The sequence below is a fragment of the Clostridium sp. LBM24168 genome (assembly GCF_052953915.1).
The window spans coordinates 1,008,765-1,033,854 of sequence record NZ_CP196861.1; the positions used below are offsets into that span (position 1 = coordinate 1,008,765).

At 30.5% G+C, this 25,090-nt stretch carries 27 protein-coding genes and 1 pseudogene; 20 read left to right on the plus strand and 8 right to left on the minus strand.

Features of this window, described 5'->3' with window-relative positions; genetic code table 11:
* Nucleotides 1-2: 2 nt before the first annotated feature.
* From ACSVC9_RS04945 to ACSVC9_RS04965, 5 genes are all read left to right on the plus strand, one after another.
* Nucleotides 3-473, plus strand: a complete 471-nt coding sequence (locus tag ACSVC9_RS04945) for an RNA polymerase sigma factor (RefSeq protein ID WP_446899241.1) — start codon at nucleotides 3-5, stop codon at nucleotides 471-473.
* Nucleotides 470-1,165, plus strand: coding sequence for a zf-HC2 domain-containing protein (locus tag ACSVC9_RS04950; protein WP_446899242.1), 696 nt, complete (start codon nucleotides 470-472; stop codon nucleotides 1,163-1,165). The genes ACSVC9_RS04945 and ACSVC9_RS04950 overlap by 4 nt, the downstream gene beginning before the upstream one ends.
* A 314-nt stretch (nucleotides 1,166-1,479) precedes the next feature.
* Nucleotides 1,480-2,013, plus strand: a complete 534-nt coding sequence (locus ACSVC9_RS04955; RefSeq protein ID WP_446899243.1) for a hypothetical protein — start codon at nucleotides 1,480-1,482, stop codon at nucleotides 2,011-2,013.
* A 59-nt stretch (nucleotides 2,014-2,072) separates the two neighbouring features.
* A complete protein-coding gene (locus ACSVC9_RS04960) occupies nucleotides 2,073-2,537 on the plus strand; it encodes a cupin domain-containing protein (RefSeq protein ID WP_446899244.1) in 465 nt (154 codons plus the stop codon).
* Between the two features lie 248 nt (nucleotides 2,538-2,785).
* On the plus strand, nucleotides 2,786-3,364 hold the full coding sequence (locus tag ACSVC9_RS04965; protein WP_446899245.1) for a DJ-1/PfpI family protein: 579 nt from the start codon (nucleotides 2,786-2,788) through the stop codon (nucleotides 3,362-3,364).
* Nucleotides 3,365-3,467: 103 nt separating this feature from the next.
* On the opposite strand, the gene ACSVC9_RS04970 is transcribed toward ACSVC9_RS04965, so the two are convergent.
* Nucleotides 3,468-3,827: a helix-turn-helix domain-containing protein gene (locus ACSVC9_RS04970; protein WP_446899246.1), complete on the minus strand. Its 360-nt coding sequence runs from the start codon at nucleotides 3,825-3,827 to the stop codon at nucleotides 3,468-3,470.
* A gap of 314 nt (nucleotides 3,828-4,141) precedes the next feature.
* Between ACSVC9_RS04970 and ACSVC9_RS04975 the strand changes: the two genes are divergently transcribed.
* The 11 genes from ACSVC9_RS04975 (at nucleotide 4,142) to ACSVC9_RS05025 (ending at nucleotide 16,125) form a co-directional block, all read left to right on the plus strand.
* Entirely contained in the window at nucleotides 4,142-4,459 is a 318-nt protein-coding gene (locus tag ACSVC9_RS04975) for a DUF960 family protein (protein WP_446899247.1), read from the plus strand.
* A 420-nt stretch (nucleotides 4,460-4,879) separates the two neighbouring features.
* Nucleotides 4,880-6,604, plus strand: a complete 1,725-nt coding sequence (locus ACSVC9_RS04980) for an ABC transporter ATP-binding protein (RefSeq protein WP_446899248.1) — start codon at nucleotides 4,880-4,882, stop codon at nucleotides 6,602-6,604.
* Nucleotides 6,601-8,427, plus strand: a complete 1,827-nt coding sequence (locus ACSVC9_RS04985) for an ABC transporter ATP-binding protein (RefSeq protein WP_446899249.1) — start codon at nucleotides 6,601-6,603, stop codon at nucleotides 8,425-8,427. Before ACSVC9_RS04980 ends, ACSVC9_RS04985 begins: the two co-directional genes overlap by 4 nt.
* A 123-nt stretch (nucleotides 8,428-8,550) precedes the next feature.
* Complete coding sequence (locus ACSVC9_RS04990; protein WP_446899250.1) at nucleotides 8,551-9,513, plus strand: AAA family ATPase; 963 nt, start codon at nucleotides 8,551-8,553, stop codon at nucleotides 9,511-9,513.
* Nucleotides 9,514-9,607: 94 nt separating this feature from the next.
* Nucleotides 9,608-10,603 carry a DUF58 domain-containing protein gene (locus tag ACSVC9_RS04995; protein ID WP_446899251.1) on the plus strand — a complete coding sequence of 332 codons (996 nt, stop codon included), beginning with the start codon at nucleotides 9,608-9,610 and terminating at the stop codon, nucleotides 10,601-10,603.
* Nucleotides 10,604-10,615: 12 nt separating this feature from the next.
* Nucleotides 10,616-12,841, plus strand: coding sequence for a transglutaminase-like domain-containing protein (locus ACSVC9_RS05000; RefSeq protein WP_446899252.1), 2,226 nt, complete (start codon nucleotides 10,616-10,618; stop codon nucleotides 12,839-12,841).
* Between the two features lie 226 nt (nucleotides 12,842-13,067).
* Complete coding sequence (locus ACSVC9_RS05005) at nucleotides 13,068-13,265, plus strand: helix-turn-helix transcriptional regulator (RefSeq protein WP_446899253.1); 198 nt, start codon at nucleotides 13,068-13,070, stop codon at nucleotides 13,263-13,265.
* Nucleotides 13,262-13,741: a DUF6442 family protein gene (locus ACSVC9_RS05010; RefSeq protein ID WP_446899254.1), complete on the plus strand. Its 480-nt coding sequence runs from the start codon at nucleotides 13,262-13,264 to the stop codon at nucleotides 13,739-13,741. The genes ACSVC9_RS05005 and ACSVC9_RS05010 overlap by 4 nt, the downstream gene beginning before the upstream one ends.
* 78 nt (nucleotides 13,742-13,819) lie before the next feature.
* On the plus strand, nucleotides 13,820-14,638 hold the full coding sequence (locus ACSVC9_RS05015) for a nitroreductase family protein (RefSeq protein WP_446899255.1): 819 nt from the start codon (nucleotides 13,820-13,822) through the stop codon (nucleotides 14,636-14,638).
* Nucleotides 14,639-14,720: 82 nt separating this feature from the next.
* The gene (gene splB / locus ACSVC9_RS05020) at nucleotides 14,721-15,728 is read left to right on the plus strand and encodes a spore photoproduct lyase (RefSeq protein ID WP_446899256.1); all 1,008 of its coding nucleotides are present in this window, start codon (nucleotides 14,721-14,723) and stop codon (nucleotides 15,726-15,728) included.
* A gap of 268 nt (nucleotides 15,729-15,996) precedes the next feature.
* Complete coding sequence (locus ACSVC9_RS05025; protein WP_446899257.1) at nucleotides 15,997-16,125, plus strand: hypothetical protein; 129 nt, start codon at nucleotides 15,997-15,999, stop codon at nucleotides 16,123-16,125.
* A gap of 44 nt (nucleotides 16,126-16,169) precedes the next feature.
* Here the strand turns inward: ACSVC9_RS05025 and ACSVC9_RS05030 are convergent, their stop codons facing one another.
* Nucleotides 16,170-16,541, minus strand: coding sequence for a DUF6483 family protein (locus ACSVC9_RS05030; protein WP_446899258.1), 372 nt, complete (start codon nucleotides 16,539-16,541; stop codon nucleotides 16,170-16,172).
* Nucleotides 16,542-16,775: 234 nt separating this feature from the next.
* Here ACSVC9_RS05030 and ACSVC9_RS05035 point away from each other — a divergent pair, with 234 nt between their 5' ends.
* A complete protein-coding gene (locus tag ACSVC9_RS05035) occupies nucleotides 16,776-18,767 on the plus strand; it encodes a methyl-accepting chemotaxis protein (RefSeq protein ID WP_446899259.1) in 1,992 nt (663 codons plus the stop codon).
* Between the two features lie 97 nt (nucleotides 18,768-18,864).
* Here ACSVC9_RS05035 and ACSVC9_RS05040 read toward each other — a convergent pair whose 3' ends face one another.
* The 4 genes from ACSVC9_RS05040 to ACSVC9_RS05055 form a co-directional block, all read right to left on the minus strand.
* Nucleotides 18,865-19,347: a peptide deformylase gene (locus tag ACSVC9_RS05040; RefSeq protein WP_446899260.1), complete on the minus strand. Its 483-nt coding sequence runs from the start codon at nucleotides 19,345-19,347 to the stop codon at nucleotides 18,865-18,867.
* A 170-nt stretch (nucleotides 19,348-19,517) separates the two neighbouring features.
* The gene (locus ACSVC9_RS05045) at nucleotides 19,518-19,805 is read right to left on the minus strand and encodes a GNAT family N-acetyltransferase (protein ID WP_446899261.1); all 288 of its coding nucleotides are present in this window, start codon (nucleotides 19,803-19,805) and stop codon (nucleotides 19,518-19,520) included.
* A gap of 206 nt (nucleotides 19,806-20,011) precedes the next feature.
* Nucleotides 20,012-20,635: a hypothetical protein gene (locus tag ACSVC9_RS05050; protein ID WP_446899262.1), complete on the minus strand. Its 624-nt coding sequence runs from the start codon at nucleotides 20,633-20,635 to the stop codon at nucleotides 20,012-20,014.
* A gap of 41 nt (nucleotides 20,636-20,676) precedes the next feature.
* Nucleotides 20,677-21,219 (minus strand): MFS transporter, encoded by a 543-nt coding sequence (locus tag ACSVC9_RS05055; protein WP_446899263.1) that lies wholly within the window; start codon nucleotides 21,217-21,219, stop codon nucleotides 20,677-20,679.
* 425 nt (nucleotides 21,220-21,644) lie between these two features.
* Between ACSVC9_RS05055 and ACSVC9_RS05060 the strand changes: the two genes are divergently transcribed.
* Both ACSVC9_RS05060 and ACSVC9_RS05065 read left to right on the plus strand, forming a co-directional pair.
* On the plus strand, nucleotides 21,645-22,508 hold the full coding sequence (locus tag ACSVC9_RS05060; protein ID WP_446899264.1) for a PhzF family phenazine biosynthesis protein: 864 nt from the start codon (nucleotides 21,645-21,647) through the stop codon (nucleotides 22,506-22,508).
* A gap of 54 nt (nucleotides 22,509-22,562) precedes the next feature.
* Nucleotides 22,563-23,163, plus strand: a pseudogene (locus ACSVC9_RS05065) (AAA family ATPase).
* Between the two features lie 93 nt (nucleotides 23,164-23,256).
* On the opposite strand, the gene ACSVC9_RS05070 reads toward ACSVC9_RS05065, so the two are convergent.
* A complete protein-coding gene (locus ACSVC9_RS05070) occupies nucleotides 23,257-23,616 on the minus strand; it encodes a helix-turn-helix domain-containing protein (protein WP_446899265.1) in 360 nt (119 codons plus the stop codon).
* A 164-nt stretch (nucleotides 23,617-23,780) separates the two neighbouring features.
* On the opposite strand from ACSVC9_RS05070, the gene ACSVC9_RS05075 reads away from it, so the two are divergent.
* Nucleotides 23,781-23,972: a helix-turn-helix domain-containing protein gene (locus ACSVC9_RS05075; protein WP_446899266.1), complete on the plus strand. Its 192-nt coding sequence runs from the start codon at nucleotides 23,781-23,783 to the stop codon at nucleotides 23,970-23,972.
* Nucleotides 23,973-24,247: 275 nt separating this feature from the next.
* Here the strand turns inward: ACSVC9_RS05075 and ACSVC9_RS05080 are convergent, their stop codons facing one another.
* Complete coding sequence (locus ACSVC9_RS05080) at nucleotides 24,248-25,069, minus strand: methyl-accepting chemotaxis protein (RefSeq protein ID WP_446899267.1); 822 nt, start codon at nucleotides 25,067-25,069, stop codon at nucleotides 24,248-24,250.
* Nucleotides 25,070-25,090: the final 21 nt, after the last annotated feature.

Sequence of the window (25,090 nt, forward strand, 5' to 3'; positions counted from 1 at the left end):
CTGTGACTGATTTTGAAAGTATATACTCTCAATATTTTGCTGATGTCTATAAATATGCTCTGTCGCTATGCCGTGATGGAACTTTGGCAGAGGAAATAACCCAGGAAACATTTTTTAAAGCTTTGAAAAATGTAGACAAGTTTAAAGGAGACTGTAAAATACGAGTTTGGTTGTGCCAAATAACAAAAAATACTTATTTTTCGGCATATCATAAAAATAAGCATATTACACATGAATATCGTGAGGAAAATGAAGGTGAATGTATTGAGCAAAAATTAATAGATAGTGAAACAGTCTGGGAAATACATAAAATACTTCATCTTTTATATGAACCATATAAAGAGGTTTTCACTTTAAGGGTGTTTGGTGAATTATCTTTTTTACAAATTGCTGAGCTTTTTGAGAGAACAGAAAGCTGGGCAAGAGTCACATTTCATCGTGCAAAGATTAAAATCAAGGAGGTGTTAAAATGAAAATTCCCTGTGAAGTAGTTAAAGATTTACTGCCACTCTACCATGATAATGTTTGCAGTGATGAAAGTCGTACCATTATCGAGGAACATTTGCTAGAATGTGATATCTGCAAAAAGTATCTTGAAGATATGGATGGCGATTTCATTCAAACTAATGACGAGAAAGTAGCAGAACAGGCAAAATTTGATATATTAAAAGGAATAAAAAAGAAGCTGCTAAGAAAAAATATTATGATATCAGCTATATCAGTTATATGTGCAATTGTTGTATTATTAGGAGGATTTTCATTTATCTTTCACTACCAAATGCCAATTCCCTATGAAAATGGACTAGTAAGTGTTAAAAGGGGAGATAACGGAATGCTTCATGTTTACTTTAATGGGGATGATTACTACTGTTCATATAAATGGAAAACCATGATTAAAAAAAATGGTATAAAACAAAATGTTGTATATATTTATTACACAGATACTATATGGACAAAGTATTTTTCTAAGCCACAAAAGGATGAACAATATAAATATACAATTAATAATAATGAGTTTTTTGATTATGATGACGACAATAGATTTATAGAAGTAAAAAAAGATATATCAGCAGTATATTATCTGGACTATTCATATATTCAAAAGCTGTCTACAGAAGAACTACAAAAAAATTCCTCGAAGGCAGTTCTTCTCTGGAGAAAGTAAATATATAAAGCAGTTAAAGGGAGTGATATGAGCGAGTTTAGAGAATGGATGCTCAAACAATATTGGTAAAAATTTTTATATAAGAAAAGAAAATTTATTGATAAGGTTGGATATATAATCTCTTTTATAAACTTCACAATCCCTTAAAAATATACAAATTCGCTGAGAATATGTAAAATGTAATTATATAATTATTATGTGCAGTATTCTAATATATTACAAGTGCATACTTAAACAGTATATTAGACAACAAATATTATTTAAGGTTGGTTAATGATTTTATGAAAAAAGCTAAGTAGTGGAAGGTTAATAATATGGATAAGTTAATAAGAAAAAGTATTTCAGATATAATAAATGATAATAAGCATCTGATTGGAATTGCTATAAGGCAACGTGCTAAATTTGAAGGATGGTTAAAATTTGAACTTGCTGAGTATTTACAGGAATATGGAATATATAGTGTAGAAGTTGAACCAAAATATAATCATAGTAACAGTAGGGCTGATATAGGGTTTGTTTGTAATGATGTTCATTATTATGTAGAATTAAAAACACCTAATACAAATTATCGTATAAAAGAAATTGAGAATAAGGTTAGACCTATTACCAAGAATATTGCTTCGATTATTATTGACACTAAGAAGCTTGAAAAGTGTGTAGGAAGTGGGATAATAGCATTTGTATTGTTTCCTGTCCCAATTGGTGATAATAGGTGGATGGAATATTTAAGTAGAATATCCAATGAAACAGGTAAAGAATTAACAGAAGAAGACAATTGTAGCAGAGTAAAAGTACCATTAGACAATGATAATAATTGCGAAGTAATTATTTGTTGTTTTAACATTTAACTTGACTATTAAATTAATTATATTATGATATGATTTAAATTGTTGAAGGAGGATTTATCATGAATAATATATCTAATATTGATAATATATCTAAAGAATATATGTATGATCCTGATTTTAAAACCAAATTAAAAACCGTACTATTAGGAGATAGCATTGGATGTGAGAAATTCTATGTGAACATAGATTACGTGAAACCTGGTGGTGAAAGTACAAAATATCATTCACACTCACAGCAAGAAGAATTTTTTTTAATAATGAATGGACATGGTATATTAAGATTTAATGGAGAAGAAATATTAATAAAGACAGGTGATGTTGTTTCAAAACCAGCTGGTAAAAATATAGCACATCAGTTTATAAATAATAGTTCAGAAATATTACAAATCCTTGATATAGGAACTCGTGAAAAAGACGATATTATTACATATCCTGATGAAAATGTAATTTTCATAAAAAATAAAAATTTAATTTTTAACATTAGTAATGATATTAAAAGTTGGAGTTCTGAACCAAATGAATGATATTCAATTAGTTGTTTCAAATATGGAAATGTATAAATTGGTTATGGAAAATCATGTTTATAGTAGATTATTAGTATAACCTAAAATGCAAAGTAAAGATTATTTAAATTAGTAATTTGAAGGTGAATTGATATGGATTTGAAGTAGAAGTATTAAGGTAACACAAATTCCAATTTAAAAAAGTAAATTATTGTGTAACAATTTGTCAATAAAAGTTATTGATGTGATAAAAATAATGGAGGTTTAAAATGAAAATACTACTTTTTCTGGCTAAAGGATTTGAAACAATGGAGTTTAGTGCATTTGTAGATGTTATGGGTTGGGCTAGAAATGATCATGGATATGATGTTTCGGTAGTAACTTGTGGATTTCATAAACAAGTTATGAGTACATTTAATATTCCTGTAGTAGTCGATAAAACAATTGATGAAATTAATGTTGCTGAATATGATGCACTGGCTATTCCTGGCGGCTTTGAAGAATTTGGATTTTATGAAGAAGCTTATGATGAGTGTTTTCTGAATTTAATAAGAGAATTTGATTTAGGAGGAAAAATTATTGCTACTATTTGTGCTGGGGCTTTACCAGTAGGTAAGAGTGGAGTCTTAAAGAATCGCAAAGCTACTACATATCATTTAAGAGATGCATATAGACAAGAACAATTAAAAAAATTTGGCGTTAATGTTGTAGATGAACCAATTGTAGTTGATAAAAATATTGTTACTTCATATTGTCCGGAAACAGCTTCTCATGTGGCGTTTAAACTTTTAGAAATGCTTACATCAAAGGAACAAATGAAAATTGTCAAAGCTGCTATGGGATTTTAATAGATATAAGAAATAATATGAGGTAGTTACTTCTATCAAAAAAGTAGGCACCAGCATCACCGCAAAAATAGGATACAGTGATGGTGGTATCTATTTTTCAAGCCTAAATATCTGTATTATCTCTGATTACCTTTTTAGCTTTGAGGTAGTAAAGCAGTTCTTTTTTGTCCTCTATGTTCCAATCTTTAAAACCTTGAAGTAGATTAATTACATGCATGAGATCAGCATCATTGGCAGCATTGAAAAATATATTGTTCTCTGAATCCTCTATGAAAAGAGAAACCGGAGTTTCAAGTGCGTCAGCAATAAGTTTCAAGTTTTCAAATGAAGGGTTGCTCCTGCCATTTTCAATATCACTTAAAAATGATATGGATATTTTTCCATCAATTCTAGAAGATAGTTCTTTCAATGAAAGTTTATTGGCTTTTCTAATCTTTTTTAATTTTTTCCCTATAATACTCATAATATAAACTCCTTTTTTAATACGTAAATAACGTAATAATTAAAGTATAACCAAAATAATAAAAAGTGTAAAATAGTATACTAATGCTACAGAATATTACATAGTATACGTAAATATTGCTTGTATTAATACGCGATTATCGTATAATAGTATTATAGAGGCGAGTTTTTGGATAATATAGGTAAAAACTTAAGAAGGGTGGCAATAACTTAGATGATGTATCATTCAATGAAGTAAAAAATATTGGTGAATAAATTTAAAATATAAAAAGGGGTAAAAATTACTTCAGCTTTAAAGAAGAGGGGTTATTGTAAATGTTTGATAGTGATAGATGTATAACAAGAAGAATACGTAATTACATAGATGAAGAAATTCAAATGGAAATATGGAATATAATTGATAAATTCAAGGCTATTCCTAATTGCATGGACTATCTCCAGATGTTTGAGTTAAAAGAAATAAAAAATACTGAAGAATTTAACAATCGCTATAATCAGGAGATAATTCATTTTCAGAGGCATCCCGAATATAAGGAGAATATATTTCTAGAAGTAGATAATCCAGCAGATATCAAGATATATGTAATAGATTATTCTGATCATACCATAATGATGGAATCTTCTGAATATTAAAATTGATTATTAAATCCAATTTTTTATATCTAAAGAAATAGGTACAAGGTAGTTATTACATTAGATATTCATCAATATTAATGTAGCAATAGGATTTTTATGCCTAATAGGAGGTTATTCCACCTACTTATCCAAATACCTATTGAGGGTATTATCAATAATATCTTGAATATTAAGAACAATTAATTGAACATGATCCCATGAGCAGATTATGATAAAATTGCTCAGATCGTACTAGGACTATGCTCTAGTGCGTTTTTTACCATTATGTATTGTATATAATTTACATTTTATGAATTTTATACAATACATAATTTATATGGTGATTAGTAAGCAAAATAAGAAACATTAATTTTTGCAGTTTATATTGAATTTATATTTTAAAAAGAATATTATTAATAAAATAAGTTGTGGGAGTGTATGAATTTGAAATTCATGAAAAAATATATACATAACTACTGGAAGGGATTTTGTCTTGCACTAGTATGTCTTTCTGTAGAAGCTCTTTGTGATCTCATGCAACCTGCTATAATGTCAAAAATAGTGGACATAGGGGTTGCAAATGAACAGATGGATTATGTAATAAAAAATGGAATAATTATGCTTGTAATTACAGGTATAGGAGCACTTGGAGCTTCAGGACGTAATATATTGTCTGGAAATGTGTCACAGAAATTCAGTATGGAACTGAGATCGGATTTATTTGAGAAGATTCAAAATTTCTCATTTGCCAGTGTTGACAGATTTGACAGTAGTTCTCTTATAACACGACTTACAAATGATGTGGTTCAGGTTCAGAATTTTGTAAATGGACTTATGAGGATATTTGTGAAAGCCCCTCTTATATGTATTGGAAGTATTATTATGGCATCAAGACTTGATATGCATCTTTCTAGAATAATTTATATAGTGATACCAACAGTAGGTATTCTTATATTTGCCAGTATGAATATAGGATATCCATACTTTATTAAAGTTCAAAATGCTCTGGACAGAGTCAATTCTTTTATAAGGGAGTATCTTTCTGCAGTCAGAGTGGTAAAGGCATTTGACAGATTCGACTATGAAGTTGATAGATTTGAGGATGCAAATGTAAATCTTGGACAATCGTCAGCCAGAGCTATGCGTATTATGGCTGTATTTTCTCCAAGTATAAATTTAACTATAAATATAGGAATAGTATTGGTCTTGTGGATTGGTGGAAGATATGTTGAAGGTGGAAGCATGCATGTAGGACAAATAATTGCATTTATAAATTATATGACACAGATTTTGTTTTCGATTATGATAATATCTTCTGTTTTCAACATGTTTGTGCGATTCAGGGCCTCAATAATCCGTATTGCAGAAGTATTTGAAGAAAAAACTGAATTTGTTTCGGGTAGAAAAAGCACTGATCATAGTGAAATTGGAAGAATAGATTTTGAAAATGTATCATTTTCATATCAAGATGGACATAAGGTTATACATGACATCAGCTTTACATGTATGCCTGGTGAGACGATTGGCATAATTGGATCTACAGGGTCAGGAAAAAGTAGTCTCGTAAATTTGATTCCAAGGTTTTATGATGCTATTTCCGGGAATATAAAAATTGATGGAACTGATGTTAAAGATATTGATGAAAGGATTTTAAGGGATAAAATAGCACTTGTACCTCAAAAGTCGATGCTTTTTACAGGGAGTGTACTTGAAAATATAAGGTGGGGCAAAGAAGATGCCTCTGAGGAAGAGGTAAAAAAGGTATCAAAAATTGCGGAAGTAGATGAATTTATTTCCAAACTCCCCGAGAAGTATAATACTAAACTTGGTCAGGAAGGAGTAAATTTTTCAGGTGGACAGAAACAGCGTGTTTCTATAGCACGTGCGCTTATCAAAAAACCTGAAATACTTATACTGGACGATTGTACAAGTGCTTTGGATGCGTCTACCGAGGCAAAGATTATATCCGGGATAAAAAAATACTCAAAAGACATGACTGTAATAATAATTGCACAGAAGATATCATCTATAGTAGCAGCAGACAGAATAATTGTACTTGATAATGGAAAGATAGCAGGTATGGGAAGCCATGATGATCTCATGAAAAGCTGTGAAGTTTACAAGTATATATATTTGTCTCAATTAGGGAAAAAGGAGGCATGATTGTGAATAGAAATGTAAGAGCATCATTTGGCCCCAAAAAAGGTATAAAAGGTAAAGGCAGCATTCAGCCTATAGAGAAGCCGAAAAATTTTACTAAAACTATGGCAAGATTGTGGGAGTATTTTGGAAGTCAGAAAAAAGTGCTTATTATAATATTTATTTCTATAATGCTGGATTCCATAGTGAGCCTTCTGGGACCTTATCTTATTGGGAAAGCTATTGACTCAATGTCTGATCTAAAAGGCGGGACAGATTTTAATCTGCTTTTTTTAATAGTTATGCTGCTTTTAGCTTCATATATAATTGATGCTCTGCTTACGTTCTTTCAGGGATGGATTATGGCGGTGACAGCTCAGAAAATAGTCATAAGCCTCAGGAAAAGTCTATTTGGAAAACTTCAAAAACTGCCGATTTCTTTTTTTGACAATAATACTCATGGAGAAATTATGAGCAGGCTTACAAATGATATAGAAAACGTAGATACTACAATATCACAGTCAACTGTTCAGCTTATGTCGGGGATAGTTACCGTTATTGGATCTTTTGTAATGATGCTCATGCTCAGCCCTATTTTAACTCTTGTAAGTCTTATAACAGTACCCATGGTATTCTTGTTGACCAGGATAATAGCAAAAAAGACCAGTGTACTGTTTAAAAATCAGCAGGTGGAACTTGGAATGCTTAACGGACATATAGAAGAGAGCATATCCGGGCTTCAGGTTGTTAAAGCTTTCAACCATGAAAAGATGTCAATAATGCAGTTCAACAAGATAAATAGAAAGTTATGTAAAATAAGTATAAAGGCCCAGATATGGTCTGGATTTCTTATGCCCATCATGAATGTAATAAATAATGTAGGATTTGCAGCTGTGGCAGGAGTAGGTGGAATTTTAGCAGTAAAAGGAAGTATAACAGTTGGAATTATAGCCAGCTTTTTAAGCTATTCAAGGCAGTTCTCCAGACCTTTGAATGATATTGCAAGTGTATTCAACACTCTTCAATCTGCTGTTGCAGGTGCCGAAAGGGTTTTTGAAATACTGGATGAAAGTGAAGAAGCAAAAGACAAAAACGATGCAAAAATTATGAAAGATTCCAAAGGCCATGTTGCCTTTGAAAATGTAAGTTTTAGCTACAGAAAAGATGTTGAAATATTAAAGAATATTAATTTTGAGGTAAAGCCGGGACAGATTGCTGCCATTGTTGGACATACTGGAGCAGGAAAGACAACCATTATAAATCTTCTTACTAGATTCTATGATGTTACAAAAGGTAAAATATCTATTGATGGTGTAGATATAAGAGACTATACAAGGGACAGTCTCAGAAGGTGCTTCGGTATTGTACTTCAGGATACGTATCTTTTTTCAGGAAGTATACTTGAAAATATAAAATACGGGAGACTAGATGCCAGCTCTTCGGAAGTCAGAGCTGCTGCAAAAATTGCAGGAGCAGATGGATTCATTGAACTGCTCCCTGAAAAATACGATACTATGCTTCAACCAGGAGGAGTTAATTTGAGTCAGGGGCAGAGGCAGCTAATAACAATTGCAAGGGCTGTGCTTTCAAATCCATCAATATTAATTCTTGATGAAGCTACCAGTAATGTGGATACCAGGACGGAATTAAAGATACAGCAGGCTATGAATCGTCTCATGGAAGGAAGGACCAGCTTCATAATTGCACATAGACTTAGTACCATAAGAAATGCAGATATTATAATGGTAATAGATGCCGGGAAAGTAGCTGAGCTTGGCAATCATGATGAGCTTGTGAAAAAAAAAGGCATATACTACAATATGTATTTTAATCAATCATTTGAATAATGGGGGGGAATAGTATAAAAATACTTGATTTCAAGATAAGAACCTTATAATTGTTGTTATTTTTATAATATTATATATAATTGTAGTATATGAATATGGATAAATTACCAGGAGGAGATTGAATTGCGGAAAGATATAAATAGCATAGTAGAAAATGTATCAAAAATTATAATTGGAAAAGAACTAGTAATATTGGATATATTAAAGTCCATTTTGGCAGGAGGACATGTACTTATTGAAGATGTACCTGGTGTAGGTAAAACCCTTCTGGTAAAAGCTTTAAGTAAAAGTTTGGATTTAAAGTTTAGTAGAATACAGTTTACACCTGATGTACTGCCTTCTGATATATTGGGAATTTCTATTTACAATCCTGAGAAACATGAATTCCAATTTAATAGAGGACCGATTTTTGCAAATGTGGTTTTGGCGGACGAAATAAACAGAACATCTCCAAAAACTCAAAGTGCATTAATCGAAGTAATGGAGGAATGCCAGGTTACTGAAGCAAACAATACATATCCAATGGATAGTCCTTTTATAGTTATGGCTACAGAGAATCCGCTGGATTATTCCAGTACTTTCCCGCTGCCTGAAGCGGTACTTGATAGATTCATAATCAAATTGTCCATAGGTTATCCGTCAAAGAATCAGGAAATAAAAATGCTTTCTACTTATCGCTCCACATATGGTGAAGGGAAAAATTATTTGGATACTATAAAACCTGTTATGAATATTGATGAATTGAGGTGCTGCCAAAATGAAGTGGCAAATGTGCATGTAGACAAAAGAATATATGAGTTCATAGTTGACATTGTAGATAAAACCAGAAATTGTCTCGAATTATCATTGGGAGCTTCACCAAGGACCTCAATAGCACTGTTAAAAATGTCCCAATCTACTGCATTTGTAAATGAAAGGGACTATGTGGTTCCAGATGATGTGAAGGAAAATGTAAAGAAAGTACTTTCCCATAGAATAGTATTATCAAGAGAAGAAAAATTTAATGGTACTGATGTTTTTAAAATTATCGATAATATAATGAAGGAAATATCAGTGCCAAGTTTAACTATAAATGATAAAATTTAAAATATCATTTATATTTATTTTAGCGTTATTAACTGTTGCATGCTATTTTTATGGGAAGAGAATAGTTAATTCATTATTTTTGGTATTCCTATCGATGTTTGTTGTTTCAGTAGTTTCGTTACTTCTTTTAAAAAAATATATAAAAGTAGATCTTGATCTTCCAGATGAAAAATTCTTCGTAAATGACAACTTGAAAATTTATCTGGAAATAAAAAATAAAAGTATATTCTTGTATCCATATGTGCGTTTTATATCTGAAATTATTAATTCAGACGAAAGATTTAGTTTACTGCCCTTTAGCAGTGTTAAAGTTGAATTAAACTGTAATTTGAACAGAAGGGGAACCTATACTTTACAAAATTATTTTCTGGAAGCAGTAGATCTGTTCTCAATATCATCAAAGCGAACAGCTTTTAATAATAGATTTATCATGAAGGTTTATCCTAAGAGTATAAAGTTGCCTTTGAAAGTTCAGAAAATTATAGATAATACAGTCCATTTTTCAGAAAATAATATAAGTATATATATGTCGGATGCATATTTATCTGTTGAAAAATATGTAACTGGAGATAGTCTAAAAAATATACACTGGAAATTGAGTGCCAAAAGAAATAATTTATATGTTAAGAAATTTGATGCTGTAGAAATGCAGGGCATCAAAATTTATATGGATATGATAAACCATAATGTATCGGATGAAATACTGGTTTCTTTTTCATTATCTATAATGAGGTATCTATTATATAAAAATGAAGATATTCACTTGATTATTGAAAATTTAAATAGTTCTTCATTTAAATTGGGAGGACCTGAAGACTATGAGTTGATGTTATTATATTACTTAAAGCATAAAAGTATTGGAGAAGGAAGTTTCTTTGATAAAATAGTGAAATACGAATTGAAAAATAACCAAAAATATAAATTTACTTATATAATAACCTATAGGATATTGTCGGAAAATATGCAAACAGTTTTAAAAATAAAAGAGAGCTGTGAAAATTTAATTATATTTATATTAAAAGATATATCTAAAGAACTTAAGAAAAAATTGTCCAATGTCGGAATACATTGTGTTGTATTGACTGCTTAAGAGGGAGAATGTATGAAAAGACTATATATTCCTATATCCATATTGAATGTTGTATTACTTGTTATTCTGGCTAGCAGAGCTTATAGCGTTGTAGATATTCCTTACAAATATATAATGTTGTTGTTTATAGGAACTGTAGCAGTATTTGAACTTATAAATTACATATTAAGTAAGAAAAAGAAAACTTTTTTGATTTTATTAATTATATTTATTGCATTGTCTATATTTATAGGCATCTATAGGTATTCTTATTTTATAATTATTTTCAATAATATGGAAAACAGGGCACTAAAAATAAACGATATAGTTGCTGTGAACTCATATGTTCAATTTTCATTAATTTACCCGTTTTATTTTTTGGTAATACCTATAATAACAAGCATTTATTTGATCTTATTTAAGTTGAAGAAGGGTGTAGTAGTAATACTGATCAACACCTTTGTAATGATATTATATGGTTTATTGGAATTTGATTCGGCTGTAAAAAATGTACTATTTTTATATGTATTTCTTGTTTTTATAAGTTTAAACAAGTATGATTTTGGGAAAAAATCAAGAGAAAATTACGGTAAAAGAATAATTATATACTATATTATAATAAGCATTGTTTTATCTAGTATTGTATTTAAATTTGCTCCAGACAGATCGGGAAAAGAAGCAGATAATATGGAGTATAAACTCAGTAGTATGTTTAATGTTGAGGGAACGAAGATTTACAATTTTTCTACTATTGGAATCAATGAAGGAAATATATCTTTCTTAGGTAAGAAACTTCAGATGAGTAATACAAAGATTTCATTGATAAGTGGGGATGTTCCTAAGTATTTAAGGACAAAAGTATATTATGGATATAATCATAATAGGTGGATAGAAAATATACAACTTCCTATAATAATAGGAAAGAATATACTGGATGTTAATAGTTTAGTGCATTATAATGTACCCAACATAGCAGACAACAGTGAATTTTTCAAAAAGAATATTAAATATAACGAAGAAAATGATATTAAAATTAAAACTATCTTTATCCGAAACCTAAACAATGATTTTTCAAATGTTATGATATCACCCAATTACATAAAAAAAGTGATTTCAAATAAAAATTCATATATTACAATGTATGACAATGAAAATTATTTGGTAGGACAAAATTTATTAAATTATAGTATAGATTACTATGACTACACTGGTATGGAAACTTTTGAAAAATATATGAAGTCAAAATATAAGAATGATATAAATAATATCCATGGGAAAGTTAATATTAATAATGTGAATTATAGCCTGATTAATAATGCTTTAAGCTTTACAAGTTCTGACAGAGTGAAAAAGCTGGCATATAAAATAACATCAAAAGCATCCAATAATACTGAGAAACTAAAGCTCATTCAAAATTATCTGCTTAGTAATTATACATATAATTTACAACCTGATCCAATGGGCGACAATTCTCCAGATTATGTAGATTTCTTTTTGTTTAATGAAAAGAGGGGATATTGTATGTCATTTGCCACTGCGGCTGTAATGTTATGCAGAGCTGCAGGTATACCGGCCAGATATGTGGAAGGTTTTAAAGTTAGTGGAAAAAAGGACAGCAAGGGCAGATATATTTTAAGGTCTTCGGATGCTCATGCATGGTGTGAAGTTCTTACATCGACTGATAAAGGTACATGGTCAATACTTGAAACTACTCCAAGATATGAGCAAGGTTCAGTAGGCAATACAAATACTACTTTGCCAAGTGGGAATATTAAAAGTAACAATGAAAAAAGCCAGATGCGAGAAACTCAGTATAATGGCAGAACGAAAGCAATTCCAAAATCACAGCAAAAGACTGAGGTTAAAAATAAGCAAAAAAGGTCAGCAGATAAAAATTATATTCATATTTTAGGAAAAGTCGAAAATTATAAATATGCAGTTGCAATTGCTTGTATAAGCCTGATATGTATCGTAATCAAACTTTTAAGAAAAAAATTTATACTTAAAAGTATAGTTTATAGTGAATCTCTGATACCATTATATACTTATTTATTGAAAAGATTGAAAACAATAGGACTGGTAAAAAAACCTTATGAAACTGACGAGGAATTTGCTGTTAGGATAAGAGATACAATTGATATTGAATTGTTGGTAAAGGCCTTATACAGAGAGATATATGGAAATGAAAAAAGTAATTTCAATAGAAGCTCTATTATAATTGCTGTAGAAAAAACAGTAAAGAACAATATTAATATATAAAGGAATGAATATCATGAGGGTTTTGATTGCACTGTAGTATTGCTGGCAGGATTATTGGAAATATTTCATTAAAAAAGAAAGCACTTATTGACTATATTAAAATCAATAAGTGTTTTCCTTTTAAATCTAAATGTAAAATAAGCTTGACATAAAATGTATAGTTTACTATACTATAAATGTAAACTAAACTATACAGAGAAAGAAAGGTGATAAATTGCAGATACGAATGCATGAATTAAGAAAAATGAAAAAAATTACACAAAGCGAACTTGCGGATGCTGTAAATGTTACAAGACAGACAATTATATCTATTGAGAATGGGAGATATAAGCCATCTCTTATACTGGCACACAAGATTTCCCAGTTTTTTGGAACTTCAATTGAAAAAATATTTATTTTTGATAGGGAGGATGAAAATATATGAAATGGTTGTTTTGCAGTAGTAAAGCTAGTAATAATGATGAGTATAAAAAAGTAATAAAGGCAAGAATGAGAATAAGTGAAGCACTCTTTATTATAGGACTTATTACCTTGACAGTTGCCCTTTTGGCTAAAAATATATGGGCAGTCCCAATAAACATTCATATGCTTGGAGTTTATACAGGCGTTGGAGTTGGTTTTATGGGTGTCTCTTGTGTTTTATGGATAAAAAATAAATTGATATTGGCTGACGACGAAAAATTGAAAAAAAGCAGGTTGAACAATACAGATGAAAGAATACAGGAAATTAGCAACAGGGCATTTAAAATGGCTACAATTGTATTATTGATTGTATTATATGTAGTTGGACTTGTTGGAGGTATTTTTTATCCGTTTTTAATGGAAGTGCTTTTGGTTATGGTATGTGTTTTCCTTATAGCATATATAGTTGCCTATAAAATGTATGATAAAACAATGTGATAGTTGAGCAAGTACTTGGTATAATAAAAGTGGTAGAATATTTGTGCCTAAGAATCGAAAAAGGGAGATGGACTAAAAATGATAAAAATAGATACTGAAAGATGTATAGGATGTGGACAGTGTGTTAAGGACTGCTTTCCAAGGTGTATAGAGATGAATGGATGTAAAGCAGAACTCAATGGTAATTATTGTATCAAGTGTGGACATTGTATTGCAGTCTGTCCCAAGGGGGCTGTATCTATGGATGAATATGACATGAGCGATGTAAAAGAGTATAATGTAAAAAATTTTTCAATAGATGCAGATAATATGTTGAATTTCATAAAATTCAGAAGGAGTATAAGGCAGTTCAAAGATAGGAAAGTAGAACAGGAGAAGATTGACAAGATAATAGAAGCTGGTAGATTTACTGAAACAGGCAGTAATGCGCAGGATGTATCCTATATAGTTGTAAGGGATAATTTAAAACAATTGAAAGATCTTACATTTAAAAATATGGAAAGGCTGGCTCATAGTGTGCTTGAAAGTAAAACTCTTGAGGCCAGGCTATATAGGAGATATGCAGAAATATGGATAAAGATGTGTGAAGACTACAGACAAAATCCTAAAAATGACAGGATATTTTTTAATGCATCGGTAGTGATTGCTGTTACAGCCTCATCTCAAGTAAATGCAGCACTGGCATCGTCAAATATGGAACTTGTTGCTGATGCGTTGGGACTCGGAGTCCTTTTTAGCGGATTTTTTGTAAAAGCAGCAAATGAGAGCAAAGATATTGTTGATTTTCTTCAGATTAAAAGAAGAAAAGAACTTGTAACCTGCATGATAATAGGATATCCTGATGTAAGATATCTTAGAACGGTTCCACGAAAACAGGCGGATGTGACCTGGAAATAGGACAGTACTTAACAGATTTATCCTTTTATAAAAAAGAATTATTTTTAATTATAATCACATAATATTTCTGAGGTGAATTATATTGTTTCGTCCTAAAAGAGTTATATTTCAAAATGCAGCCCTTGAGTATGAAACAGGGAAAAAGATAATGGAATATTTTAAACATAAAGATGTGGAATTGGGATTTTCTAAAAGTGGAAGAATAACGCAGATACCGGGGAATACAGCTCCTGAAATGTACTTTCAAGGTAAGAGTACATTAGTAGTAGGAATTAGAAAGTTTTATAAGTTTCAATCATGCAAGCCATCTGCACATTATCAATTACCATTGGTAAGTGGTTGTATGGGAATGTGTGAATATTGCTATCTTAATACTCAAATGGGCAAAAAGCCGTATACAAAGGTTTATATAAATATAGATGAAATATTGAGCAGGGCAGATAAATATATTGAAGAGAGACTGCTGGATATAACAGTATTTGAAGGTGCAGCAACTTCCGATCCTGTTCCTGTTGAGCCTTATACAGGGAATTTGAAGAAATGTATATTGCATTTTGGAAAAAGTAAAAGTGGGTATTTTAAATTTGTGACTAAATTTACTGATGTAGATAATCTTCTCAATTTAAATCACAATGGGAAAACTACCATAAGATTCAGTATAAATACAGATAAAATAATAAGCGAGTTTGAACATGGAACTCCTGAACTTAAAGATAGAATAAATGCGGCCACAAAAGTTTTAGATGCCGGATATAATGTTGGCTTTATAATTGCACCAGTATTTTTGTACTCTAATTGGAAAACTGAATACGGAAATGTTATAGATAAGATAGGAAATATTTTTTGCAATTCATCAATTTCTTTTGAAATAATATCCCATAGGTTTACCAGAAGGGCAAAAGAAAATATTTTAACAGTGTATCCTAAAACAATGCTGCCTATGGAAGAAGAAATCAGGAAATTTAAATATGGTCAGTTTGGATATGGCAAATATGTATATAGAGATGATGAATTGAACTATATGAAAGAGTTTTTCAGAGAAAATATCAGAAAATACTTTGATGAATCAAGTATAAAATATATAATATGAGTGATTAACAAAAAGAAAAGGGTATGCCCCATATTTGTATTGGGGCAGAATTAATGATATTATTTCATATACATGTTCTATCATATTTTCTTCTCGCTTTGCTTTGGTAGATGCAATAAGTCTGAATAGAATTTCCCACATTGTCAAGCTCTGCTGCTGGATCACCGGATTTACTCCAAATAATAATGAAAGTCTCAATAGAAAGGAGTAAGCTCGAGTTTTCAACGGATTTTAAAAAGTAAGATCGCTTGATATACTGGTTGTTTTAGTGTATGAAAATATTGAATCTCTTTCTTTGACTTTGCAGGAAAATGAATATAAAAGACAAGAATTTGAACAAATGAGACAGAACTGGGATGGGTATGGCGATTGCCATACAGTAATAATGCAGAGTTAATTCTTTCAGTCCATCATGAATTAGATTAAAAAATTGATGCTTTTTTAATAAGGTTGGACATATAATTTATTTATATTTTTTAATCCCTCTATTATTTTTTGCTTTGAAAAATTACATTTGCTGAGTTTAGTTTTATCCCACTTGTTGATTTTTTCGTAAAATAATAAGGCTATTTTGTAATTCTGCTTTGACTTATGTGATTTTATGGCTTCAATTATCATATCCTGGGCTTCATTAATTTTACCATCACTTACATATTTTCTAACCATCATTTCCAGTAATCCATCTTCAGAAATGGATATATTAAATTTATCCAGCTTAATATTACTTTGTACAGCATCTCGTCCAGCAACGATGGCAACTGCCATTTGAGCGATGGATTTTATGAGTCTTTTTATATAATCTTCTTCATACATTTATAGATTTCACCACCCCATAAAAATACATAAATTCAATAATATAATTATTATACGTGATATTTTATTATATTACAATTGCATAATTGGTTAAAAAAGCAGTATAGCAATGAAATTAATGGAAGGTAAAATTTATGCATCCCTTGATTTACTTAATTATAATATATTATAATTGAAATTGGTAATCATTATAGATAAGGAGATGATTTTATATTACAATTTAAAAGTATCAAGATGAAAATGGCTGTATTTTTTGGAATTTTGTTATTGATTGTATGCATAGGAATTGGTGGAATATCGTATTTTGAATCATATAAAGTTCTTGAAGATTCGGCAACTGAATCACTTGAGCAGATGGCCAGAGAAACAGCTAAAGTTGTACAAGTTAAGGTGGAATCACAGCTGGATTCCATGGAAGCCCTGGCCAACAACTATTATATAAAAAGTGACGTGTTGCCTACTTCCGATAAATTGAACATATTAAAAGATGAAGTAAAAAGAAGCGGTCATATAAGTATGGGAATAGGAGATATAAATGGAAATGTAATATATACAGATGGTGTAAAGGCAAACTTGTCTGACAGGGATAATTACAAGGAAGCTCTGGCAGGTAGAAGTGCTATTTCGGATCCTATTGTGGGAAAGTCGGGAAACATTCTGGTCATGTCCTATGCTGTTCCAATAAAGGAAAATGGAAAAGTAAAAGAAGTACTTATTGCTACAAGGGATGGAAATGAATTAAGCAGGCTTATAAGTGATGTTAAATACAAAGAAACAGGTACGGCGTTCATGCTTAGCAAAAGCAGGAGAACTGTAGCCAATAAGGACAAGTCTATTGTAGTCAAAAGGGAAGATGTGATAAAGAAAAGTCAAAATAACCCTGATTTAAAGACCCTAATGGAAATTGAAAAGAAGATGATTGCCGGTGAAAGTGGTTCAGGGGAGTACATATACAGGGATGGAACCGTAAAATATTTGGGATATACTCCGGTTAAAGGTACTAACTGGTCTCTTGCCATATCTGTGCCTAAGAGAGAAGTAATGGAGCAATTGGTAAAATATCGTATAGTTGAATTTGTTACCATAATATTGTTTATAATTGCAGGTGTACTAATTGCAATTTTGATTGCAGGACGTATATCAAAACCTATAGTTGCAATTACAGGATATATTAAGAAATTTTCCAGGGGAGATTTTACAGGTAGTGTACCAAAAGATTTGCTTGATATTAAGGACGAATCAGGTAATCTTGCAAATATGGTAAATTCTATGCAAAGGACCCAGATAGATGTGATTAAACAGATTATACAACAATCTACAGATGTAATTAGAAAGATGAAACAAGTTTCTTTGGAGATGATAACCTTGAACAAGAGCCTTCAGGGAATATCTTTCACTGCCGATCAGCTGTCAGGTATTACAGAAGAAACTGCATCCTCGGCGGAAGAAATAAATTCATTTTCCAATAATATTGAAAATGCTGCAAAAAGTATAGCCGAAAAGGCAGAAAATGGTATCCAAGCTGTGGAAAATGCAAATAAAGTTTCAGATGATCTGAAACACAGAGCCCTGACTTCCAGAAAAGATACCATGGAACTTTATGAAAGAACTAGGAAGAGCCTGCAGGAGGCTATAGAGAAATCAAAAGCTGTAGAACAGATACATGAACTTTCAAATGCAATACTTGATGTTAATGAAAGTACTAATTTAATTGCACTGAATGCTTCCATTGAAGCAGCAAGAGCTGGAGAGGCAGGAAGAGGATTTTCAGTTGTGGCCAATGAAATAAAGAAACTTTCTGAGGATTCAGAGAATACAGTATCTAAAATACAGGAAACTGCTAAACTTATATTAGAGGCAGTAAATAATTTATCAGAGAGTTCTAATGAAATACTTCAGTTTATAGATAATAGAGTGCTCAATGAATATGATAAAATTGTCAATTCAAATGAAGAATCCAGTGAAAACTTGTCCAATATAAATAATATTGTAGTGGATTTTGGTGCGACTTCCAAAAGACTTCTTGAATCCACTCAGGGCGTGTCAAGACTTTTGGGTAAAATATCTCACAGCAGCAGTGAACAGGCTAATGGGGCAGACAATATATCAAATGAAACTACTGGGCTGGTAGAGATGTCATCCAGGGTTTCAAATCTTACGAAAGATACAATGCAAAGACTGGATATTCTTGTAAATACGGTATCTACTAAATTTAAAATTGAATAGAATGATAATGCCCTGTACTTGAAAAGCTTATTCAAGTACAAGGCATTTATAGCATTTAGTATGATTTAAATCATTTCTGATAAAATAAACTTTATTTTCATTTGCTTTTTAAATAGAAAGACTTGTTGTCTATAGCTCTCATTGTTGCCAGTATTCCGTCAAGATGATCATATTCATGTTGTATTAATTCTGATAAATCTCCTTGAAGCTTTATTGATTTATCTGTGAAATTTATATCTTTATATGTTATGATACATTCTCTATGGCGTTTAACTTTTACTAGGAGATTGGGAAAGGACATGCAATCATCCATAACTTCCATCATCTCGTCATTGTCGAAATTAAGTACGGGATTGATAAAAACCATGGGTTTGTCAATATACATATATATCAATCTTTTAAATATGCCAATCTGTGGAGCGGCAATTGCTCTGCCAGCATTGTACCTTTCCCGAAAGTTTATTAAGGTATCGTGTAGATCTGAAACAGTTCTTTTTATTGTGGCTATTTCCATCTTTTTAATTGGCAAACTTTTTTTATATAGATTCTCATTTCCAAGTAACAGTATTTTTTTTATCATAAAATAGCCTCCTTGATATATGTAACTTATTTGATACAATAGTACTATATAATTATAAAAAGGATATATCTATACTAAGAGTGGAATTCACTATTATATTGATAATGTAAAGAAATAGGATCATTAAAATAAGATTTTTCAGCTTTAACTTCAAGCACACATTTTACTTCCTATTTAAATTTTTCAGATATTATATCCCTGTAGGAATTCTTATGCTTTTTTAACCAGTCATTTGCATAAGGACAAGTTGCAACAGCCCTAAGTTCATTTTTCCTCAGGAACTGAGATACCACGTTCATCATTTTTCCTGCCATTCCCTGACCTCTCAATACAGGATTAATGTAAGTATGGTTAATATCAACTTCTCCATTTTTCTTTGTTAAAAAAGTTGTCTCTGCCATAAGTTCATTGTTTTCACCTAAGCTGTAGATTCTTCCATCTTCATATTCCCATTCCATGTTTTTCCTCCTTAAATTCAAAAGTAAAATAAAATATATTATATATTCAGTTATTATCCTTTATTTTATTATAAAGTTTATGGAGGGCTTTTAAAACTTTTTTTGTTTTTCATATCCAAAGTGTTATTACTATGATAGGATATTTCGGTGTGTTATTAATAAACCAAGCTTTACTAGATGTAGACAAAGCATTTATTGACTTTAAATCAACAAATGTTTTTCTTTTTTACAGTAACATTTGAAAAGTTTCTGATTTGTTTGTTCAAGCAATATACAGCCAGGAAAGCGACAAAAGAAAAGAACGCACCGAACACGCTTAAATATGTAAAACCAATGTGTGCAACAACAAAGCTCCCGGTTAGCGATCCAAGCGAAATGCCAAAATTAAATGCAACTGGACTTATTGATGAAGCCAGGTTAATTGAAGTTGGATAATATAGAGCAGCTGTATCCAAAAAATAAATTTGAACTGGGGAATTCATTAGATACATTATCACGCCTAGAGCAAATATATCTGCTAATCCTGCAGGAACAAACAAAAAGGATACTGGTAAAAATACGAGTAAAATAGTTTGAAGTATAAATACTACATGTAGTTTTTTCATTCCATTCGATGCCGCAATTTTTCCAGAGAGCAGGTTACTTATAATTGAACAGATACCAAATATAAATAGAAATATACCAAGGTAACTTTGCTCTATGTTTAATTTTATGACAAAAATTGGTGTTAAATATGTATAAAATACGTAGGTTGCAGCTGCTCCGAACATTGGAATTAGAAAACCAAATTGAATGCGCCTATCCTTTATTAATGAAAGTTGTTGCATCATATTTGACTTTTGGACATTATATTTTTTTGGTAAGCTATATGCTAAAAAAATGTAATAAGACCACTTATAATGCAAATAGCAAAGAAAACGGAATGCCAGCCTAATAAATGACTCAGAAATGTTCCTGCCGGTACACCTACAATTGAAGCTATACTGAAACCAGAAAATATCCAAGCAACAACTTTCCCTCGATTTTCTGGAATAGCCACATCGCTAGTAAAGGTCATAGATAATGAGATTATAGCACCTGATACAATAGCAGTTAAAATTCTTGAAATTACTAAAAGGCTATAATAGGGTGTTACTGCACTTATAAAATTTCCCAGAATGAATATTATATTCATCAGCAATAAAAGTTTATAACGATTTATGCTGCTTGTACACGCTGTAATTATAGGGGTTCCGATTGCATAAGTAAAAGCGAATATAGATACAATGGATCCAACCACAGACAAAGAAACATTTAAATCCCGTGAAATATCTGGTAGGATACCTATAACAATAAATTCACTGGTGCCTAAAATAAAACTAAGAAGAATAAGTGCTATAACACTTGAAGTAAAAATACTAGGTTTCTTTGACATTATATAATTCCTTTCCTATCAATATTCATAATTCATAAAGTAGATAATTTATTTTAAAAATATACATTAATTATTATATTTCCTATATAATTTTTAATCAATACTTTTTTATTAAAGTCGTTTTCAATAGAAATTGCAGTGGTCAAGCATTTTTGTAATGATGTGTAATTGACATTAAGCAGATTAAGTGATATAATTAATATATTAGATAAGGCTAATTACTTACACAATTATGCAGAACAAAAGTTTCTGTGCAATAAAAGGTGAAATTATGAGTATGATTTTATGTCTGTAGTTGTAGGGCATATAAAATATAAATACAACCACCAATAAAATTTTTGGATATCTATTAGTTGAGATATCTTATTTTTTTATATAGAAAATAAAAAGATTATCTGATTTCATTTAAAGAAGGGTAGATAATAGTGAAGGTAAAAGTTTATACATTAAATTCATTTGCCAAAACAGAAAGAGGAGGAAATCCAGCTGGAGTAGTTTTAAATGCCGACAGTTTATCTAAAATGGAAATGCAGAATATTTCTTTAAAAGTTGGACTTTCAGAAACTGCTTTTGTAATGAAATCAAAAATAGCTGATTTTAAAATTAAATTTTTTACTACTAATAGTGAAGTTGATTTATGCGGACATGCAACTATTGGAGCATTTTCTTTAATGATGGACAAGAAAATTATTAAAGAGAACACATATACAATAGAGACAAAAATTGGAGTTTTAAATATTGAGTGCGGAAATAATATGATTTTTATGGATCAGTCTAAACCTCAATTTTATCAAATAATTGATGCAAAGGAAGTAGCTCGTTCTCTAAATATTAATGAGAAAGACATAATTGAAGATATTCCAATTAGAGTTGTATCTACCGGATTAAAAGATATTATGATTCCAGTTAAGTCCTTAAAGATTTTATATAGTATAAATCCGGATTTTCATAAGATTTCAAATATATCAAAGAATTGTAATGTAATTGGTTATCATGTTTTTACATTGGAAACAGAAAATTTGGCTACTGCGAGTTGTAGAAATTTTGCTCCACTTTATAATATAGATGAAGAAGCCGCAACAGGGACATCAAATGGTGCCCTGAGCTGTTATTTATACAAGTATGGCATTGTTTCAGAAAACTATGCAAGAAAAATGATTTTTGAGCAGGGGTATTCTATGAAAAGACCTTCTGAAATACTGACATCATTATCAATTAAAAATAATAAAATTTGTAGAGTTAAAGTTGGAGGTACTGCACTGGATATTAAGGAGAAATTTGTGAACTGATCTATAATGGCAAAATGTGGTGAATAATATTTATACAAGTACGAGGAGAATTGAATGGACACTAATTATTTTATAAGAGAAGTTCGATTAAACACAGAAAAAATAGATACATTTTCTGAATACCCATATTGTTTATCCATAATAAAAAATTTATCTATTATAAAATTTCATCCTAAATTAACATATATAGTAGGGGAGAATGGAACTGGTAAATCCACCATACTTGAAGCAATTGCAGTAGCATATGGCTTCAATCCTGAGGGAGGATCTAAAAATTTTAATTTTGCAACAAGAAACACTCACTCTGATTTATGGGAAGCTTTGAAATTGATTAAAGGAACTAAAATACCTAAAGATGGCTTTTTCCTGAGAGCGGAAAGTTTCTATAATTTAGCTTCCAATATTGATGATATAGATGCTATTGGATCATATGGTGGAAATTCATTGCACTCACAATCTCATGGTGAATCTTTTATGTCATTAATTATGAATAGATTTAGAGGTATTGGCTTATCCAAATTCTGTAATTTATCGATTGGATGATAAATTGAGAAAAGTTGATTATGAGGATACTGAAGCTTATCAAATAATGAAATCATTTGTTAACAATCCTAAAAAAATGTTGGATATACTTGGAATAAAATCTACTTTATAATAGTTATGTGGATCTATACTTATATAGTAGAATAATATGAAAGAGACAAATGGATATGTATTTGCCTCTCCATCATACAATTATTAAACCTCTCTAAATATTTCTATTATCTCTGATTATCTTTTTAGCCTTAAGATAATAAAGCAGTTCCTTCTTATCCTCTATTTTCCAACTTTTAAAATTCTGAAGCAGATTGATCACATGCATGAAATCAGCATCATTATCAGCATCGGAGAACACACTGTTCTCTGAATCTTCTATGAAAAAAGAAACAGGAGTTTCAAGGGCAGCAGCAATGAGGTTTAGCTTTTCAAAGGAAGGGTTGCTCCTGCCATTTTCTATATCACTTAGAAATGATATAGATATCTTTTTGTCAATTCTAGCAGAAAGTTCTTTTAGTGAAAGTCCATTGGCTTTTCTAATCTTTTTTAGTTTGGTTCCTATAATACTCATAATATAGCTCCTTTTATTCCGTAAATAACGTAATAATTAAAGTATAAACAAAATTAGAAGAAGTGTAAAATAGTATATTAAGACTAAAAATATTACATAATATACGTAAATATTACTTGTATTAATACGTAATTATCATATAATAATATTATGGAGGTGGGATTTTGGACAATATAGGTAAAAAAATCAAAAAAACCAGGATGAAAAAAAGCATGAAACAATATGAACTGGCCCAAAAAGCGGGTATATCCAATACATACCTTTCAGATCTTGAAGTTGGAAGGACTATACCTTCTATAAAAACATTGGACAAACTTTCAAAGGTACTGGAAGTAGATATTAAAATATTTCTTTAAATAGTTGATATGATTTTTTTATAGCATTGTTTATCATTTTTGCTTCTAGGTAATAAAGTTACCTCTGGAATTTCAAAGGAAGCCCAGAATTTAAGTGATTTTGCAGAAAAAATAGACGTTTCTTCCCAAATTATATGATATGTGCAAATATTTATAGGCATAATAATTTATAGGCATAATAAAGGAAAGGCCAATAGCAATTATATTGCCAATAGGCCTTTTATTCATATTTATTAAGGGATAATCTCATATTGATAGAATGTAGATAAAATATCTTATTCTTTATGTAGATTACTGATTAGTTCCTTCAAGACACTGGAGCCATGGGTTATTTCTTGAATGGAAGCAGAAATTTCTTCAAATGCCGCTGCCTGACTTTCAAAGGATTTGTTGGATTCTTTTATTCTATTGTCAATGAGTTGAACCGATTTAATTATACTATCTAATATTTCTGTTATACGTTTTGTTGATTCAGTACTCCTATTGGATAGTTTTCTTATTTCCTGTGCAACTACGCTGAATCCACGGCCCTCTTCACCGGCTCTAGCGGCTTCTATAGCTGCATTCAACCCAAGGAGATTAGTTTGATTTGAAACTTCATCTATAATTTTTATAATTTCATTGGTACCCTTCATATTTTCACCGGTTTTAGCCAATTCCGAAATCATATTATTGTTGTTTTCGGTTACTGATTGAACATTAGCAGTACATTCTTCTATAGCTGCTGATATATTTTCTAGTGATTCAGAAAGATTATTAGATAAATTTTCAATTTTTTTGTTGGTTTCAAAACTTTTTGCCAATATAAAAGTTCCAATAACATTGTCGCTTTTATCCTTTATTGGAGTTGCATAGCCTATAAAGGGTATTCCATAAACTTTTTCATCTATATACTTTACTAAAGATTTTTTTTCTTTAATTACCTGAACAGCTTGTTCTGGAAGTGAATCGCCTTCATGCATTTCAGGAAATTTATCATTATTATTACATTTAATAATTTTTTCAATATCGGTAATAGCACAGGCTATTGGCTCGTCAAACAAGTTCGGTAAACAATCTAACAATGTTGCAGCGAATTCCGAATATTTTTCATCCATATTAAACATCTCCTAATTATA